General features: G+C 73.3%; 14 protein-coding genes. 6 read left to right on the top strand and 8 right to left on the bottom strand.

Translation table 11 applies throughout. From position 1 onward, the window contains the following. Positions 1 to 29 precede the first annotated feature (29 nt). Positions 30 to 1,250 carry a vanadium-dependent haloperoxidase gene (locus VA596_RS48080; RefSeq protein WP_323337293.1) on the top strand — a complete coding sequence of 407 codons (1,221 nt, stop codon included), beginning with the start codon at positions 30 to 32 and terminating at the stop codon, positions 1,248 to 1,250. A 254-nt stretch (positions 1,251 to 1,504) separates the two neighbouring features. Here VA596_RS48080 and VA596_RS48075 read toward each other — a convergent pair whose 3' ends face one another. The 7 genes from VA596_RS48075 to VA596_RS48045 all read right to left on the bottom strand — a co-directional run bounded on the left by VA596_RS48075 (position 1,505) and on the right by VA596_RS48045 (position 7,337). Continuing rightward, positions 1,505 to 2,950: a sensor histidine kinase gene (locus VA596_RS48075; protein ID WP_323337291.1), complete on the bottom strand. Its 1,446-nt coding sequence runs from the start codon at positions 2,948 to 2,950 to the stop codon at positions 1,505 to 1,507. Next, the gene (locus VA596_RS48070) at positions 2,947 to 3,630 is read right to left on the bottom strand and encodes a response regulator transcription factor (RefSeq protein ID WP_323337397.1); all 684 of its coding nucleotides are present in this window, start codon (positions 3,628 to 3,630) and stop codon (positions 2,947 to 2,949) included. Before VA596_RS48070 ends, VA596_RS48075 begins: the two co-directional genes overlap by 4 nt. Next, positions 3,627 to 4,715 (bottom strand): hypothetical protein, encoded by a 1,089-nt coding sequence (locus VA596_RS48065; protein WP_323337289.1) that lies wholly within the window; start codon positions 4,713 to 4,715, stop codon positions 3,627 to 3,629. The genes VA596_RS48070 and VA596_RS48065 overlap by 4 nt, the downstream gene beginning before the upstream one ends. After that, positions 4,715 to 5,491: an ABC transporter permease gene (locus VA596_RS48060; RefSeq protein WP_323337287.1), complete on the bottom strand. Its 777-nt coding sequence runs from the start codon at positions 5,489 to 5,491 to the stop codon at positions 4,715 to 4,717. Before VA596_RS48060 ends, VA596_RS48065 begins: the two co-directional genes overlap by 1 nt. Beyond that, positions 5,488 to 6,399, bottom strand: coding sequence for an ABC transporter ATP-binding protein (locus VA596_RS48055; protein ID WP_323337285.1), 912 nt, complete (start codon positions 6,397 to 6,399; stop codon positions 5,488 to 5,490). Before VA596_RS48055 ends, VA596_RS48060 begins: the two co-directional genes overlap by 4 nt. A gap of 122 nt (positions 6,400 to 6,521) precedes the next feature. After that, positions 6,522 to 6,917 (bottom strand): HPF/RaiA family ribosome-associated protein, encoded by a 396-nt coding sequence (locus VA596_RS48050; protein WP_323337283.1) that lies wholly within the window; start codon positions 6,915 to 6,917, stop codon positions 6,522 to 6,524. Between the two features lie 72 nt (positions 6,918 to 6,989). After that, a complete protein-coding gene (locus VA596_RS48045; protein WP_323337282.1) occupies positions 6,990 to 7,337 on the bottom strand; it encodes a hypothetical protein in 348 nt (115 codons plus the stop codon). 129 nt (positions 7,338 to 7,466) lie between these two features. Here VA596_RS48045 and VA596_RS48040 point away from each other — a divergent pair, with 129 nt between their 5' ends. Both VA596_RS48040 and VA596_RS48035 read left to right on the top strand, forming a co-directional pair. Then, positions 7,467 to 8,303: an alpha/beta fold hydrolase gene (locus VA596_RS48040; protein ID WP_323337281.1), complete on the top strand. Its 837-nt coding sequence runs from the start codon at positions 7,467 to 7,469 to the stop codon at positions 8,301 to 8,303. Next, positions 8,296 to 8,871 carry a TetR/AcrR family transcriptional regulator gene (locus VA596_RS48035; RefSeq protein WP_323337279.1) on the top strand — a complete coding sequence of 192 codons (576 nt, stop codon included), beginning with the start codon at positions 8,296 to 8,298 and terminating at the stop codon, positions 8,869 to 8,871. The genes VA596_RS48040 and VA596_RS48035 overlap by 8 nt, the downstream gene beginning before the upstream one ends. On the opposite strand, the gene VA596_RS48030 is transcribed toward VA596_RS48035, so the two are convergent. Beyond that, positions 8,813 to 9,721 (bottom strand): LysR family transcriptional regulator, encoded by a 909-nt coding sequence (locus VA596_RS48030; protein ID WP_323337278.1) that lies wholly within the window; start codon positions 9,719 to 9,721, stop codon positions 8,813 to 8,815. The two genes, VA596_RS48035 and VA596_RS48030, sit on opposite strands and share 59 nt — an antisense overlap. A gap of 93 nt (positions 9,722 to 9,814) precedes the next feature. On the opposite strand from VA596_RS48030, the gene VA596_RS48025 reads away from it, so the two are divergent. The 3 genes from VA596_RS48025 to VA596_RS48015 all read left to right on the top strand — a co-directional run bounded on the left by VA596_RS48025 (position 9,815) and on the right by VA596_RS48015 (position 12,542). Further along, a complete protein-coding gene (locus tag VA596_RS48025; protein WP_323337276.1) occupies positions 9,815 to 10,540 on the top strand; it encodes an SDR family oxidoreductase in 726 nt (241 codons plus the stop codon). A 24-nt stretch (positions 10,541 to 10,564) separates the two neighbouring features. Then, entirely contained in the window at positions 10,565 to 11,338 is a 774-nt protein-coding gene (locus VA596_RS48020) for a helix-turn-helix domain-containing protein (protein WP_323337275.1), read from the top strand. Between the two features lie 73 nt (positions 11,339 to 11,411). Next, positions 11,412 to 12,542 (top strand): 4-hydroxybenzoate 3-monooxygenase, encoded by a 1,131-nt coding sequence (locus VA596_RS48015; RefSeq protein ID WP_323337273.1) that lies wholly within the window; start codon positions 11,412 to 11,414, stop codon positions 12,540 to 12,542. The last annotated feature ends 98 nt before the right edge of the window (positions 12,543 to 12,640 follow it).

Below are 12,640 nucleotides of genomic sequence, written 5' to 3'. Positions count from 1 at the left end.
ACCACTTCGACGACCCGAGGAGCGCACCCATGACCACACCGGTGTCCCGCCGACGACTGCTCGTGACCGGTGGGGCGGCCGCCGCCGTGCTCGCCACCACCCGGCTCCCGGCCGCCGCGGCCACCACGCCGCGCGGCGGCGGCGACGTCGTCCTGGCCTGGAACCGGGAGCTGCTGGCGATCGTGCGCACGGCCGGGCTCCAGCCCGCGACCGTGCACCCGACCCGGAGTTTCGCGCTGCTGCACGCGGCGATCCACGACGCCGTCGTCGCGACGACCGGCATCGGCCGCCCGTACCTGTTCACCGTCGACGTCGCGCATCCGGCGTCGGCGGAGGCCGCCGCGGCGCAGGCCGGCCACGACGTCCTGGCCGCGCTCTACCCGGCCCGGACCGTGGACTTCGACGCCCTGCTCGCCCGGCAGCTGGCCGCGGTCAAGCCGGCGGAGCGCGACGCGGGCGTGCGAGCCGGTCGGCTGGTCGCCCGCCTCCTGCTGGGGCTGCGTACCGGCGACGGCTCGGCCGCGGTCCCGCCGGTCCTCGCGCCGGGCACGGCACCCGGGCAGTACCGGCCGACGCCGCCCGCGTTCGCCGCCGCGGCGTTCACGCACTGGCCGGCCGTGACGCCGTTCGTGCTCGACCGCGCCGACCGCTTCCGGCCGGGCCCCTATCCCGCGGCGACCGCCCGGGCGCTGGCCGAGGTGGCGGCGGACGGAAGGGACGTGAGCACCACGCGCACCGCCGACCAGACCGAGCAGGCGCGGTTCTGGGCGGCGCCGATCTGGAACTACTGGAACGAGATCACGCAGTCGGCGGTGGCCGGCTCGCACAGCAGCCTGGTGGTCGCCGCGCGGGTGTTCGCCCGGCTGAACCTCGCCCTCGCCGACGCGGTGATCGCGTTCTACGAAGCCAAGTACCACTACCGGATCTGGCGGCCCATCACGGCGATCCGCGTTGCGACACCGGACTGGTCGAGCCTGGCCACCACCCCGCCCGACCCGTCGTACCCGGGTGCGCACAGCGTGATCTCCCGCGCGGCCGCGCTGGTACTGCGCCAGGAGTACGGCCCGAACCGCCCACTGGCGGTGACGTCCGAGGCCCTGCCGGGGGTAGTCCGCCGGTTCATGTCGTTCGCCGACGCGGCTTCGGAAGCGGGCCTGAGCCGGATCTACGCGGGCGTCCACACGCGGATCGACCACGAGGCCGGACAGCAACTGGGCCTGGACGTGGCGGGTTTCGTACTGCGGTCGTGATCGGTGCTCGTTCGGTTCGGGGTGGGGTCGGAAGGGCGCGCCTGCGGTCGTGATCGGTGTTTGGTCGGGTCGGGGTCGGTCGGAGGTGCGCGCTTTCGTCCAGGGCGGTTCCGGCTCCGGCCTCGGGGATTCGTGGCGCGGCCGTGATCCGCGCTAACTCGAACCGGGCCAAGGTGAGCCGGAAGGGCGCGCCTGCGCTGGAGGCGGTTCCGGCTCCGACCTCGCGGTTTTCCTGCCGCGGCCGTCATCCGCGCTCACTCGGCGCGAGCCAAAGTGAGCCGGAAACACGCCCCTTCCCCCAACGCGGTGTCCAGCTCGACGTCACCACCGTGCGCCCGGGCCAAGGACCGGGCGATCGCCAACCCCAGCCCAGCGTCCGCCCCACCCGAGCGTGTCCGGGCTCGGTCAGCGCGGTAGAAGCGGTCGAACACGCGCCCCGCCTGCGCCGCACTCAACCCAGGGCCCTGATCCGCCACCTCGAGCACCGCCCGGCCGCCGGCCGTGCCGACGCCGATGCGGACCGGGGTGCCCGGTGGGGTGTGGGCGGCCGCGTTGCCCACCAGGTTGGTCACGACCTGCCGCAGCCGCGCCTCGTCGGCGTGGACCGGCGCGGGGCCGGGACCGCCGGTGCCGCCCGGACCGGTCAGCTCGACCGGGCGGGACGGGTCGAGGGTGCGCAGGTCGTGCCGGGCGTCGCCGGCGAGGGTGCGCAGGTCCATCGGTGCCCGGTCGAGCTGCCCTTCGGGCGCCTCGTCGAGCTGGGCGAGCAGCAGCAGGTCCTCGGTGAGGGCGGTGAGCCGGGTGGCGTCGCGGTCGATGCGGCTCATCACCTCGTCGACGTCGGCCCGCTCGGGCAGCGCGCCCATCCGGTACAGCTCGGTCGAACCCTTGATCCCGAACAACGGCGTCCGCAGCTCGTGGCTGACGTCCGAGACGAACGCGCGCATCCGGGCCTCGGACGCGGACCGGTCGGCGAAGGCCCGTTCGAGCTGGCCGAGCATGGTGTTGAGCGACGCCGCGAGGTGCCCGATCTCCGTCCCCGGCGACGCGAGGACCGGGACGCGCCGGGTCAGGTCGCCCTCGGCGATCGCGGCCGCCGTGTGCTCGATCCGCCGCAGCGGCCGCAGGCCCCGGCCGAGGGCGAACCAGCCGACGGCGGTCAGCAGGACCAGCAGCACGGCGCCGCCGATCAGGCTGCTCGACCGGAGCTGGGCGATCGTGGCGTCGGCTTCGGTGCGTGGTGCGGCCGCGAGCACCGTCCCGGCCCAGCCGACGGTCGGCCGGGCGACGGCGCGCCAGCGTCCCGAGCCGTCGGCGGCCGGCAGGTCTGCCGCGGTCCCGTCGGCGGGAACCGTGCGCAGCGCGCCGGGGGCGGGCAGCGCGGCGGCGTTGAGCCGGGACGAGTGGATGCCGCCCGCCACCGAGCCGTCGGCGCCCAGGTACACCAGGTACGGCGTGCCGAACAGGTCGAGGGCGGGATCGAGGAGCTCGGGACGCGCGTTCGTGCTCTCCAGCCCCGGCGGCCCGGCGGCCGGCACCCGCGAGATCAGCTCGGTGAGCGACCGCAGCTGACCGTCCAGGCGATCGAGCTGGTAACGCTCGACGTGGTCGGAGACGACCGCGCCGATCAGGCCCAGCCCGGCCAGCAGCAGGCCCGCGGTGAGCAGCAACAGCCTGGCCCGCAACGAAAGCCGCTTCACCGCCGGGGCTCCCGCAGCACGTAACCCACCCCGTGCACGGTGTGGATCAGCTTGGGCTCCTCGGTGTCGACTTTCCTTCGCAGATAAGAGATGTAGGTGTCGACGATGCTCGCGTCGCCGCCGAAGTCGTAGTGCCACACCCGGTCGAGGATCTGCGCCTTCGACACCACGCGCCCGGTGTTCTCCATCAGGTAGCGCAGCAACCGGAACTCGGTCGCGGAGACGCGGACGGGCCGCCCCTCCCGCGTCACCTGGTGGCCCTCGGCGTCGAGGGCGAGCGTGCCCGCGGTCAGCACGCCGGCCTGCTGGCCGCCGGTCCGGCGGAGGATCGCGCGGATCCGCGCGATCAGCTCCGCCAGGTCGAACGGCTTGGTCACGTAGTCGTCCGCGCCGAGCGACAGGCCGGTGACCTTGTCGGCCTGCCGGTCGCGCGCGGTGAGGAACAGGACGGGCACCGGGGCCTGCCGCTCGCGCAGCCGCCGGACGACCTCGAAGCCGTCCATGTCCGGCAGCATGACGTCGAGCAGCACCAGGTCCGGCGGCTGCCCGGTGGCCGCGGCGACGGCCTCGCCCGCCGTCGCCGCGGAGGTCACCTCGAACCCGGCGAACCGCAGCGCCGCGGAGAGCAGCTCGCGGACGGTGGCTTCGTCGTCGACCACCAGCAGCCGTCCGGACGTCATCGCTTCCATGCCCGCGAGGATACGGAGATCGCGTCGGCGAGCAGGCTGCCCGCGAGCCCCGCAGCCGCGCCGGCCGCCAGCGCGAGCAGGGGATTCGCGGACAGGCGCGCGTCGAGGACCGGGATCGACAGCCCGAACGCCGTGACGCCGAGGTCGACGGTAACCCGGGACAGCAGCGTCACGACCGCCAGTGCGCCACCCGTCACCACCACGAAAACCGCGGAACGGCGCAGCGAGCGGCCGGACCGCACGCCGACGACGACGGCGCAGGCCGTCAGCACCACCACCGGAACCCAGATCCATGCCCTACCCGGATCGATACCGTTGACAGCACAGGAAAGCACGCCGCCGGACGTCACCGTCCACGGCACCCCGAGCCCGAGCACCAAGGCGCCGGACACCACCTGCGGCAGGGCGAGCAGGACGCCTCCGGCCGCCGCCGCGCCGCCGAACACGCCCGCGACGAGCGCACATCCCGAGGTGACCACCCCGAACCCCGTTACGGCCCAACGCAATCCGGGCAGGGCGGCCGGGAACCGCCCGGCGAGCGCGCACGCCCCGGCGACCAGGAGCGCCCAGACCGCCGCGGCCGCCACCGTCGGCAGGAAGGCCGCGGAGAACCCGGCGTCGACGGCGCTGCCCAGCCGCGACGCCACTCCCGAACCCGGCCCGCAGGCGGACGCACCACCCGTGCCGCCCGGCAATCGCAATGCCAGATTTCCCTGTGTCAGAAGGGAGATCGCGGCCAGCCCGAACACAAAACCGGCGGCCGCCGTCGTGACGCGGACGGCCAGCCCGTCCCGGCCGTGCCGCAGCACCAGCGCCCCGAGCACCACCGCGCCCGCCAGGGAGACACCCAGCGGCATGACGTCGACGGCGCCGTGCACGGTGACCGGCAGCGCGCCGGACGGGACGGCGACGACGTCCGCCGAGCCGCCGACGGACAGGGCGACGACCGTCGCCGTCAGCGCGGTGAGGTCGCCGAACCGCCCGGCGCCGAGCAGGAGCAGCGCGGCCAGCGCGAGGGCCGCCATGACGAGCAGGGCGGCGGCCGCCGCGCCGAGGCCCCGGCGGACGTCCCGCATCAGACGTCCCGGCGCCGGAACACCGCGAACGCGACGGCCAGCACGGCGGCGACGCCGAGGCACAGCCCGCCCAGGTTCAGCCACGGGTGCGGGAACCCGGGATCGGGCACGGTCTTGGTGACCTCGGCCGCGCCCAGCGTCGGCCAGAAGCGGAAGAGACCTTGGAGCCACCCGGGGAACGCCCCGGCGATCCCGGGGATCAGGAAGACGATGCCCACCAGCGTGGCGAGCGCGCCGGCGGTGGCCCGCGCGAGCACGCCGAGGCCGACCGCGAGCAGCGCGATCGCCGTCAGGTAGACCCCGCCGCCCGTCACGGCGGAGAGCACGCCGGGATCGCCGAGGCTCGCGTGCGGCACGTCCTGCAGGGCGAACACACCCTGCCCGACGAAGAAGGCGGCGAACATCAGCGCCTGGCCGGCCAGCGCGGCGACGGCCGCGGCCACCACCACCTTGGCCGCCAGCGTCCGGTTCCGGCGCGGCGTCGCGATGAGGGACGTCTGCATCAGCCCGGTGGCGAACTCCGAGGTGACGACGAGGATGCCGAGCACCCCGACGACCAGCTGGGCGACGACGTACGACATCAGGCTGCGCCCGGCCGGGTCCCACGCCAGCTGGTCGGCGAGCGTCGCGCTCGCGTACCCCTTCCCGGCGGCGTTCGCGGTGAGGGCGGTGATGCCGAGCCCGACGGCGAACAGGCACGTCAGCGTGAACCAGGTGGAGCGGAGACTGCGGAGCTTGATCCACTCCGTGTGGACGGTGCCGGCGAACGCGCTCATCCGGCCACCCCCTGGTACTCGACGCTGTCCTTGGTCAGCTCCATGAAGGCGTCTTCGAGGGAGGCGCGCTGCGGGGTGAGCTCGCTGAGCGCAACGCCGTGGTAGGCGGCGAGCTTGCCGATTTCCGCGCTGCTCAGGCCGGAGACGACGAGCGACGCCTCGAGCCCGTCCCGCACGGTGGCCCCGGCGGCGGTGAGCCGGTGCGCGAAGCCCGGATCGGGCGTGCGGACGAGGACGGTCCCTTCGCCGCCCGCGCGCATGAGCTCGCCGACGCCGGTGTCGGCGATGAGCCGGCCACGGCCGATGACGACCAGGTGGTCGGCGGTCTGCGCCATCTCGCTCATGAGGTGGCTGGACACCAGGACGCTCCGGCCGTCACGGGCGAGGGACCGCATGAAGTCGCGGATCCAGCGGATGCCTTCGGGGTCGAGCCCGTTGACCGGCTCGTCGAAGATCAGTACCCGCGGGTCGCCGAGCAGGGCCGCGGCGATGCCGAGCCGCTGCCGCATGCCGAGGGAGAACCCGCCGGCTCGCTTGCCGGCGACGTCTTCGAGGCCGGTTCGCGCGAGCACCTCGCCGACCCGGCGGCGGGGGAGGCCGTTGCTGACCGCGAGAGCCAGCAGGTGGTCGGAGGCCTTCCGGCCGCCGTGGACGGCCCCGGCGTCGAGCAGCGCGCCCACCTCGGTGAGCGGTGCGGGGAAGTCGCGGTAGCGGCGGCCGCCGATGGTGGCCGAACCCCGGGTCGGCGCGGCCAGGCCCAGGATCATCTTCATGGTCGTGGACTTGCCGGCGCCGTTGGGGCCGAGAAAACCCGTCACCTGCCCGGGTTCGACGGTGAACGAAAGGTCGTCAACCACGGTGTCGGGCCCGTACCGCTTGGTCAGGCCCCGTACGTCGATCGTGGTCATGCGGCGAGCGTGCCCGGACGATCCGGCCGGTTCCTGGGAGCTTCTGGGAGAACTCTGTGAATCCGGCGCTCAGGGCCGTCCGGGACCGCTCGTCCCCACGAAATCGCAACTAACGCCGCTGGTCAGGCCTGCGGTTCGTCTTCGAGCGCGCCGACCTGCTCGGGGTCCTCCGGGCCGGGCATGTGCCGGATGCTCTCGCTGCCCTTGTGGTCGTGGGCGCGGGTGTACCGGGTGTCCAGCACGCGCCCCAGTTTGTGCGCGGCCCCGGCGTACGCGTCGTCCACGGTGGCCGCGTGGTGGGTGACCGCGACGGGCTGCTTACCGCCGGGCCGGGCCTCGATCACGCACTTCTTGTCCTCCGGCTTGCTTCCGCCGTCCTCGCTGAGGTGCACCTCCACCCGGGTCAACCACCCGCCGAACCGGGAGAGGCTGTTCTCCAGGTCGGTGGTCACGAAGGTGGCCAGTCGCTCGCCACCGTGGACGTTGTGGTCGGTGTTGACCTGGATCTGCACGGGCATCCTCCGAAACGAGACAGCGATGGACTCGTTCAGTACCACCGGGACGGTGGGCTCAAACGGACGTGCCGGCGATCAGCGCACCGCGGCGAACCAGTCCGCGGCCAGCACCGCCGCGTAGCTCACCACGCCGACCGGGATGGCGGGCCAGCGAGGACGGCCGCTCCGGACGAGTGCCGCGGCGGCCGCCCAGGCGATGAGGATCGAGGCGATCCAGCCGATCGGGGGCAGCCAGAAGACGACCTGCTGCCCGGTTGCGGTGCAGGGGAAGACGGTGTCGTCCGGCCGGCACGAGCCGGTGCTCATCGCCGCGGCGGAGCCGAACAGGAACGCCAGGAAACCGCCGGCCGCGGCCAGGAACCAGCAGGTGACGGCGAACCGGATGCGCCGGGGCGGGAGCGGGTGCGGCCGGTCGTCTGCCATCAGCCTGGGATCCGCTCCTTCGAGGTCCTGTCCGGGACCGCAGGATATCGCCCGGCGCCGGGTGTTGACTCCATTGGCTAACGCGACTAGCTTAAAGCTATCAACGTTAGCCAACGCAGGGAGAGCGCCATGACCGAGCAGCTGAGCATCAACGGCAACACCATCGCCTACGACGTCACCGGGGAGGGGCCGCTCGTCGTGCTGGCGCACGGCATCGGCGACAGTCGGCACTCCTACCGGTTCCTCGCTCCGGCCCTGGCCGCGGCGGGGTACCGGGTCGCGAACGTCGACATCCGCGGGTGCGGTGACTCCAGCCTCGGCTGGGACGGCTACAGCCGCACCGACATCGCCGGTGACCTGGTCGCCGTCGTCCGGGAGCTCGGGGGGCCCGCGGTGCTCGTCGGGCACTCGATCAGTGGTGGTGCCGTGACCATCGCGGCCGCCACGGCGCCCGAGCTGATCGCCGGGGTCGTCGAGCTGGCGCCGTTCACCCGGGCGCAGGCGTTCGACCTCGGCGGGCTGCTGCGGGTGAAGCGCTTCCGGGCCGGCTACACGCAGATGGCGCAGGTGATCATGCGGGGCAAGGTGGCGAACTGGCTGAAGTACCTCGACGTCGCGCTGCCGGTCAAGCCCGCCGACTGGGACGCCGAGCTGGCCCGCATCGAGGCGAAGCTGGGCGAGCCGGGCCGCATGAAAGCATTGCAGGCCATGTGCAAGACCAGCCCGGCCGACGCCGGGAATCAGCTGGCGAACGTCCGGTGTCCGGTCCTGATCGTCGAAGGCAGCCTCGACCCGGACTGGGCCGACCCCCGCGCCGAGGGCGAGAAGGTCCTCGCCGACCTGCCGCGGGGCCTCGGGGAACTCGTCGTCATCGACGGCGCCGGGCACTACCCGCACGCCCAGACGCCCGAGCGGGTCGCCGAGCTGACCCTGCCCTTCCTGAACCGGACGCTCGCCCGTGCCTAGGGCCGGCCTGACCCCGGCGGCGGTCACCGAAGGCGGCGCCGCGCTGGTCGACGAGGTCGGGTTCGCCCAGCTCAGCATGGGCCTGCTGGCCGAGCGGCTGGGGGTCAAGACGCCGTCGCTCTACAAGCACGTCGCCAGCCAGGCCGAGCTCGCCCACCGCATCGCCGTCCAGGCCATGACCGAGGTCACCGCCGCCATCCGCGACGCGACCCAGGGCCGGGCCGGCAGCGAGGCCCTCGCCGCCGGCGCGCAGGCGATGCGCCGGTACGTCAAGGAGCACCCCGGCCGGTACGCGGCGGCCAACGCGGCGCGCGCGGCCGGGGAGGACGACCCGCTCGCCGTCGCGGGCGACCAGGTGCTCGCGTCCTGGGCGGCCATGCTGCACGGGTACCGGATCGACCCCGATCAGGAGATCCACGCGCTGCGGCTGGTGCGCACCGTCCTGCACGGGTTCGCCACCCTGGAGGTGTCCGGCGGGTTCCAGATCGCCGTCGACGTCGACGCCACCTTCACCTGGACGATCGACTTCCTCGACCGCGGCCTGCGAGCCCTGGGCGAAGCTCACTGAGGTCGTCCGGCGCGCAGCGCAGGGCGGCGCGCACCAGGCTCGCGACCGCGCGGGAGCGGCTGTGCGGTGGCCACGCGATCAGCGTCGTCACGGGCGGCGCGTCGACGACCGGGACGGCGGCCAGGTCCTGGCGCAGGTGGGCGAGGCACGACTCCGCCAGGATCACCGTGGTCCGGCCGAGGGCGATCAGCTGGTACAGCTGCGTGAGGTTGCGGACCTCCGCGCCCGGCCCGTCCGGGTAGGTGCCGTCGGGGGCGGGCCAGCGGGCCATCGGCAGGTCGGCAAGCGCCGTGACGTCGGCGGTGCGGACGTGCGACCGGGCGGTGAGCGGGTGCCCGGCCGGGAGGATCACGACCTGCCCCTCGGTGAACAGCTCCTCGGTGTCGAACCCGGTCGTCGAGTCGTAGGGCCGGTGCATCAGCGCGACGTCCGCCTGCCCGCCCCGCAGCAGCCGTTCCTGCTCGTGGGCCTCGCACAGCACCACGTCGACGTCCACGGCGTCCGGCTCGGCGGCGTAGGCCGCGAGCACCTTCTTCAGCAGATCGCCGGCGACGCCGGCCTTGGTGACGAGGACCAGCCCGGTCCGGCCGGTCGCGGCCCGCTGGGTGCGCCGCTCGGCCGCGGCCACCGCGCCGAGGACGGCGCGTCCCTCGGCCAGCAGCACCGAGCCGGCCTCGGTGAGCGTCACCGCGCGGCTGGTGCGTTCGAACAGGGCGACGCCGAGACGCCGTTCGAGGCCGCTGATCGCGCGCGACAGCGGGGGCTGCGCGATGCCCAGCCGCTCGGCCGCCCGGCTGAAGTGCAGCTCCTCGGCGACAGCGACGAAGTACCGCAGCTCGCGGGTCTCCATGACCGGATGCTACCGCGGATCGATACCAGCCGGGTATCAATGCTTGCCCAGACGGTGTTGGTGCCCGGGCCGGGCGCGACCAGGATCGAAGGCATGAGCGAACAGACGATCACGCTGGTCACCGGCGCCAACAAGGGAATCGGGTACGAGATCGCGGCGGGCCTGGGTGCGCTCGGCTGGCAGGTCGGCGTCGGCGCCCGCGACGCACAACGGCGTGAGAGCGCGGTGGAGAAGCTGCGTGCGGGCGGGGCCGACGCGTTCGGCGTCCCGCTGGACGTGACCGATGACGAGAGCGTGGCCGCCGCGGCCGCGCTGCTCGACGAACGCTTCGGCCGCCTCGACGTGCTCGTCAACAACGCCGCCGTGGTCGGCGGGTTCCCGCAGGAGCCCACCAAGATCAGCCCCGACGTCATCCGTGAGGTCGTGGAGACCAACGTGATCGGCGTCGTCCGGGTGATCAACACGATGCTCCCGCTGCTGCGCCGCTCGGGCTCGCCGCGGATCGTCAACCTCTCGAGCGAAACCGGCTCCCTGGCCCGCCAGAGCGAGCCGGGCAGCGACTTCTCGTTCCTCTCGGCCGGTTACATGCCGTCGAAGACCTTCCTCAACGCCATCACCGTCCAGTACGCCAAGGAACTGGGCGACACGAACATCCTCATCAACAACGCCTGCCCGGGGTACGTGGCGACGGACCTGAACGGCTTCCGCGGCGTGCGCACCCCCGAGCAGGGCGCGGCGACCCCGATCCGGCTCGCGACCCTGCCCGACGACGGGCCGACGGGCGGCTTCTTCGACGACCAGGGCGTCGTGCCCTGGTGAGGTTCGGCGGTAATCTGGTTCTCGATGCCGGAAAACCGCCAGTTCGAGAAGCACGGAGGCGCGACGCCTCGCGGTGGCGGCTGGCTGCCCCACGGGTTCCACCTCGGCACCCACTCCCACCCCGACGGCCAGCTCGTCTACGCGGCCGCCGGGGCGCTGGCCACGACGACCGAGCGCGGGACGTGGGTGGCCCCGGCCAGCCGGGTCACCTGGACACCGCCCGGTTTCGAGCACTCGCACCGGTTCTACGGCCGCACCGACGCCCGGCTCGTCGCCATCCCGGCCGACGAGTGCGGCGGCCTCGTCGCGTACCCCAGCGTGTTCGCGGTGAGCCCGTTGCTGCGCGAGGTTCTCCTCGCGCTGACCGCTCCGGGCGGCCGGTCTCCCGAAAGTGAGAAGCGGCTGCGTGCGGTCGTGGCCGACGAACTGGGCGCGACACCCGAGCAGTCCCTGCACCTGCCCGAGCCGCACGACGACCGGCTGCGCGTCGTCACCGATCTCCTGCGCGCCGACCCCGGCCGGACCACGACGCTGGCGGAGCTGGGGCGCGCCGCGGGGGCGAGCGAGCGCACGCTCAGCCGCCTGTTCCACACCGACCTCGGGATGAGTTTTCACCGCTGGCGCACCATCCTGCGGATCCACCACGCCGTGGTGCACCTCACCGATGGCCAGTCCGTCACCGACACCGCCGTCGCGTGCGGGTGGTCCAACCCGTCGACCTTCATCGAAGCCTTCACCACCGTCGTCGGCCAGACCCCGGGTCGCTACCAGGCCGGCCTTCACGACCACGTCGGCTGAGATTGGCGGCTTTCCGGTATCCGCTGGCCGAATATCGGTGGGCAGCCGCTGGTTCGCGGTCCACTGTGGTCCCATGACCAAGAACGAGAACACCACCGTGGTCGTCGTGGGCGGCGGCGTCGCCGGCCTCACGCTCGCGAACTTCCTGCTGCGCACCGGAATCGGCTGCATCGTCCTGGAGAAGCACAGCCGTGAGCACGTCGAAAACCGCCAGCGGGCCGGGTCCCTCGACGCCCGCGGCGTGCGCATGCTGCGGGAGTGGGGGCTGGGCGAGGTCGTGGAAGGCAGTACGAGCCACGACTCCGCCGATGCGGGCATGCCGCTGCTGATCGACGGGAAGAAGCGGCTGTGGAAGACGGGCGAGGACGACGACGGCGGTGCGTTCTGCCCCCAGCAGATCCTCGTCCGGAACCTCATCGCGGTCTTCCTCCGCGACGGCGGCGACCTGCGCTTCGAAGCGGAAGACGTTGCGCTGGAAGGAATCGACACCGACCGCCCGGTGGTCCGCTACCGGGACGCCGCAGGGGTGTCGCACGCGCTCGGCTGCGACTTCGTCGCCGGGGCCGACGGCTACCAGGGCGTCAGCAGGACGGCCGTCCCCGCGGACGTGCTCACCTGCGACACGCACGAGTTCGGCTACGCCTGGCTGACGGTCATGGCGGGCGTGCCGGCCGATCCGCCGGCGGTGCTGGCGGTGCACTCCCGCGGCTTCGCGGCGCAGATCACCCGAGGTCCGGCCGCGAGCCGGCTGTACCTGCAGTGCCCGCTGACCGACAGCGTCGACGACTGGCCGGACGAGCGCGTCTGGCGTGAGCTGGGCACCCGGTTCGGCGAAGCCGTGGCGCCAGGGCCGATCACGAGCAAGCAGGTGGTGCCGCTGCGCGGAGTGGTCTTCAGCCCGATGCGCCACGGCCGCCTCTGCCTCCTCGGCGACGCGGCCCACCTCGTTTCCCCGATGAGCGCGGAGGGCATGAGCCTCGCCCTCCACGACGCCGAGGTCCTGGCCCGCGCAATCACGAGCGACGACGCGAGCCTCCTCGACAGCTATTCGGACACCTGCCTGAGCCACACCTGGCAACGCCAGGCAGCGGCAGTCTGGATGACCGACACGATGCACGACTCCGGTGACGCCTCTTACCAGGGCGAGTTCCGCAAGCAGATCGCCCGCAGGAACCTGGAGTCCATGGTGGAGCCCGAACGCTGAGCGGCGCGGTCCCGGTTCAGGGGCCGGCGAGGCGTCGCGCAGGTCGGCGAGCCCGCCGCCGTGCTCGGTGCGGCGGGAGCGGGAGATCACTGTCACCT

Source organism: Amycolatopsis heterodermiae (assembly GCF_034929455.1).
GTDB lineage: Bacteria > Actinomycetota > Actinomycetes > Mycobacteriales > Pseudonocardiaceae > Amycolatopsis > Amycolatopsis heterodermiae.
Note: the sequence above shows the minus strand (reverse complement) of the source record. Positions and strands in the feature narration are given on the sequence as shown.

What these genes read in the sequence shown, in the direction of transcription:
- VA596_RS48080 (WP_323337293.1), top strand. Translation starts at nt 30, where the DNA reads ATGACCACACCGGTGTCCCGCCGACGACTGCTCGTGACCGGTGGGGCG.
- VA596_RS48055 (WP_323337285.1), bottom strand. Translation starts at nt 6,399, where the DNA reads ATGACCACGATCGACGTACGGGGCCTGACCAAGCGGTACGGGCCCGAC.
- VA596_RS48070 (WP_323337397.1), bottom strand. Translation starts at nt 3,630, where the DNA reads ATGACGTCCGGACGGCTGCTGGTGGTCGACGACGAAGCCACCGTCCGC.
- VA596_RS48040 (WP_323337281.1), top strand. Translation starts at nt 7,467, where the DNA reads ATGACCGAGCAGCTGAGCATCAACGGCAACACCATCGCCTACGACGTC.
- VA596_RS48025 (WP_323337276.1), top strand. Translation starts at nt 9,815, where the DNA reads ATGAGCGAACAGACGATCACGCTGGTCACCGGCGCCAACAAGGGAATC.
- VA596_RS48015 (WP_323337273.1), top strand. Translation starts at nt 11,412, where the DNA reads ATGACCAAGAACGAGAACACCACCGTGGTCGTCGTGGGCGGCGGCGTC.
- VA596_RS48065 (WP_323337289.1), bottom strand. Translation starts at nt 4,715, where the DNA reads ATGCGGGACGTCCGCCGGGGCCTCGGCGCGGCGGCCGCCGCCCTGCTC.
- VA596_RS48020 (WP_323337275.1), top strand. Translation starts at nt 10,565, where the DNA reads ATGCCGGAAAACCGCCAGTTCGAGAAGCACGGAGGCGCGACGCCTCGC.
- VA596_RS48045 (WP_323337282.1), bottom strand. Translation starts at nt 7,337, where the DNA reads ATGGCAGACGACCGGCCGCACCCGCTCCCGCCCCGGCGCATCCGGTTC.
- VA596_RS48030 (WP_323337278.1), bottom strand. Translation starts at nt 9,721, where the DNA reads ATGGAGACCCGCGAGCTGCGGTACTTCGTCGCTGTCGCCGAGGAGCTG.
- VA596_RS48060 (WP_323337287.1), bottom strand. Translation starts at nt 5,491, where the DNA reads ATGAGCGCGTTCGCCGGCACCGTCCACACGGAGTGGATCAAGCTCCGC.
- VA596_RS48050 (WP_323337283.1), bottom strand. Translation starts at nt 6,917, where the DNA reads ATGCCCGTGCAGATCCAGGTCAACACCGACCACAACGTCCACGGTGGC.